The 3,669-nt window shown below is 35.6% G+C and carries 2 protein-coding genes; both read left to right on the top strand.

Features of this window, described 5'->3' with window-relative positions; all coding sequences use genetic code 11:
- The first annotated feature begins 715 nt into the window (after positions 1-715).
- A complete protein-coding gene (locus tag WBQ70_RS06700) occupies positions 716-1,897 on the top strand; it encodes an integrase core domain-containing protein (RefSeq protein WP_423912051.1) in 1,182 nt (393 codons plus the stop codon).
- A 281-nt stretch (positions 1,898-2,178) separates the two neighbouring features.
- Entirely contained in the window at positions 2,179-3,540 is a 1,362-nt protein-coding gene (locus tag WBQ70_RS06705) for an IS110 family transposase (protein ID WP_423912053.1), read from the top strand.
- Positions 3,541-3,669: the final 129 nt, after the last annotated feature.

A 3,669-nucleotide genomic window follows, 5' to 3' on the forward strand; every position in this document is an offset into this window, starting at 1 on the left:
GAAATTTACGATAAATATGTTGCTCTTCATAAAATTAGTATTACGAAAAAAACTGTGGGCAACACCGTATAAAATTAATTGCTAGTGCAAGCCTACTTACGAAAATCCTCGCGGATTTTCTATTCGGTTTGTACTTGCTAGATTAGTTGCTTAACCCAAGCAACTAATCTTATACAACAACGTTGTGTTTCATTGCGCAACGCACCTAAAACGAAAAAAAACCTAGCTAGTTTTTCGAAATTTTTTTTGAATTTTAAGCAAGTAAAAACAGAAAAATTGCATTGCAGAATTTCAAATATTACGTTGGATTCTCACTCAAATGTAGAATAAAAATCTCATCGGACTTTTAGCTTGTTTGCGGAATAAAAAATTAAAAAAACATCTGACTGACCAAAGCAGTACGCAACTGTTGCGTCGGACTGATTAGCGAAACGCAAAAAAAGAATTTGGCGACTGACCAAAAATTGTAAGAAAAAAAACAACGAAAACACAACACCGTGTATAAAAAATTGCTAGTTTTACATAAACCAATGTGAGTTGCTTTGTTTGCTTGCTTCCGATTTTCCTTCGGAAAATCGCCGCACTCAAACACGCAACTTTCCATACATGTAACGTTAGCGCCCATTCGGTACGGTAAAGGGACATCCTTTACAAAGTTAAAGGGACATAGTTTACACTTTTAAGATTCATAAATTACTTAAAAAAGTAATTTATCATGGTCTGGAAAGCAAAAACTAAAATGGAACAAAAAGTAGAATTTATTCATGAATGGTTAACCGGGAAGTATACCATCACAGAACTATGTAGGTCATTTAACATATCGCGACCTACCGCTTACAAATTGATTTCTCGGTATGAAAAAATGGGACTATCGGGATTAATTGAGCAAGAAAGAGCTCCAATTAATCACCCGAATAGAACCAATCATAAAGTTGAAGATTCAATCTTAAAATTAAAAAATAAACACATGCTTTGGGGTGCGAAAAAAATTCGCATTTTGTTGTTTAAACAGTATCCCAAAGAACTTATTCCAAGTGTGGTTACCGTTCACAACATCCTTTTTAAAAACGGTCTAGTTAAACCTCAAAAACGAAGCAGAAGAGTCAAACCAGTATTCCCTATTTTCGACCCTAAAAAGTGTAATGAAGTTTGGAGTGCAGACTATAAAGGAAAGTTTTTAATGGGCAATAAAGTATACTGTCACCCACTTACTATTGCAGATTCAAAGAGCAGGTTTTTGTTTACAGCAAAAGGACATTATAAAGAAAACTTTCTATCTGTTAAGCAAGAGTTTACAAAGGTTTTTAGAAAATATGGCATCCCTAAACAAATACATACAGACAACGGAAGTCCTTTTGGATCTGTAGCAGCTATTCAAAGATATACTAGGCTATCATATTGGTTTATTGAATTGGGAATAGACCCTGTTTATTCCGATCCAGCACGACCAGACCAAAACGGACGACACGAACGTATGCACCGTGATTTAAAGGCTGCTTGTGCAAAACCTTCATCATTCGATTTAAAGGCACAACAACGTAGTTTAAATCGGTTTGTAAAAGAATATAATCATATTAGACCTCATGAATCTTTGGGAATGAAAACCCCTGCAGATTGCCATGATTTTTCCAATAAACCATTCCCTGAAAAAATCTCAAAGTATGATTATCCATCGACCATGAAAGTGATGAAAGTATGTCAAAATGGATCCATGCGGTGGAAGTCATATTATTGGGTATATTTAACTGCAGGATTAAAAGGAAAATATGTTGGTGCTGAAGATCAAGGAAACGGAATTTGGAGAGTATTCTATAGAGACGTATTTTTGGGTTACTTTAATGAAAATAAAATAAGAGATAAACAAGTATCAATTAGACTAAGTCAGAATCTAGTGTAAAGGATGTGACTTTAACTTTGTAAACCATGTGCCTTAACGAACATCCCCATATACCACACCATGTACTTCCCATGCTAACGAGAATATACTACTTTTCGTAAATTAGCCTTATAGCTCTTTGCAAGGCCGATTTTCAAACTGTTGCATAAAAACACGGGCGCAATCCTGGTTGAAATGTTTTCGATTACTTCAATGGCGGCTCCAAATTACCGGAGACCCCGATCAGAATATTTACTCTGCCAAAAGCACATTTCCTTAGAGCTTATCAATTAAAATATCAAATGATGGAACAAGACTCTATTTCAATGGAAATCATCAATCCAAATGCTGCGGGGATTGATATAGGCAGTCGCTCTCATTGGGTGGCTATAGGACAGCAAGAACAAGATATACGCGAATATGGCGTGTACAATGAAGACCTATTTGCCATGGCAGATTGGCTTTTGGAAAAGAATATCAAGACCATAGCCATGGAAAGCACTGGAACATATTGGCAAAACCTATATGCTGTTTTAATCTCCAAAGGTTTTGCCGTTATTTTGTGCAATGGCAAATTCACCAAGAACATCAAAGGAAAGAAGACCGATGTAAAAGATTGTCAATGGATTCAAAAACTCCATTCATTAGGGCTTTTAACCAGTAGTTTTCTACCTGATGAAAAAACAGAACAATTAAGAACCTATTGTAGGCACAGGGCTAATCTGATCCATTCCAGCGCTTCTACTTCTAAGAAAATGCAGAAGTACCTGCGTCTTTTGAACCTACGTTTAGATGTGGTGGTCAAAGATGTATGCGGTCTTACTGGACTTGCTATCATTAGGGCGGTATGTAATGGAGAAACAAATCCTCAAAAATTAGCTGCTCTGCGCCACGGAAACTGCATAAAATCTGAACATGAAATAGCCAAAGCATTACACTCCAATGGGAGAAAGGATTATTTATTTGCTTTACAACAAGAATTAGATACTTATGACTATCTAAAAGACAAAATAGCTTTATGCGATATAGAAATTCAAACAAAACTCAATGAAATAATTGCTAATGATGAAAACAAAAAACAACATTACATTGATGCTAAACCGCATAAAAGAATCAATAAAAACACACCAAAGGATATAGACCTAAACCTAAAATCCTATCAAATGTTTGAAGGCACAGACCTGCTTGCTATTGAAGGCATGAGCTACTCCTCGGTTTTGACCTTAATGAGTGAAATTGGAATGGAGGGAATAAAAAAATTCCCCTCAGCAAAACACTTTACCTCTTGGCTTAGGCTTGCACCAAACAATAAAATCAGTGGTGGCAAAATCTTATCCAGCAGAGTCCCAAGAGGAAGCAATCGACTCAAAATCGCACTCAGAAATGCAGCCAATGCCATTGGCAACTTAAAAGACCCAACACCGCTTAGGGACTTTTTCCAGCGTATAAACTTTAGAAAAGGAAGAGTATCGGCAATTAGTGCCACAGCTAGAAAACTTGCTGTTATAATTTGGAATATGGTCGTTAAAGGTGTTTCATACATTAATCCTGAAGGCTATTTATTTCTGGACCAAAAAAGAAAACTTGGAATTGTAAAAAGAATTAAAAAACAAATCGATAAATTTGAGTTGACTATAGAAGATCTGAATATTACAAATTCTTAATAATCAATAACTTAAAAAAACGTTAGTCAGAATTGAATGGAAACAATTCGTTGCTGCTGTTGAAGCATTGTTTTGGTAACTATTATTTTGCCTAATCTATCAAATTCTTTGTACTTGTCAGAAAGAAGA

The organism is Flavobacterium sp. (assembly GCF_049590715.1).
In the GTDB taxonomy this organism is placed as follows: Bacteria; Bacteroidota; Bacteroidia; order Flavobacteriales; family Flavobacteriaceae; genus Flavobacterium.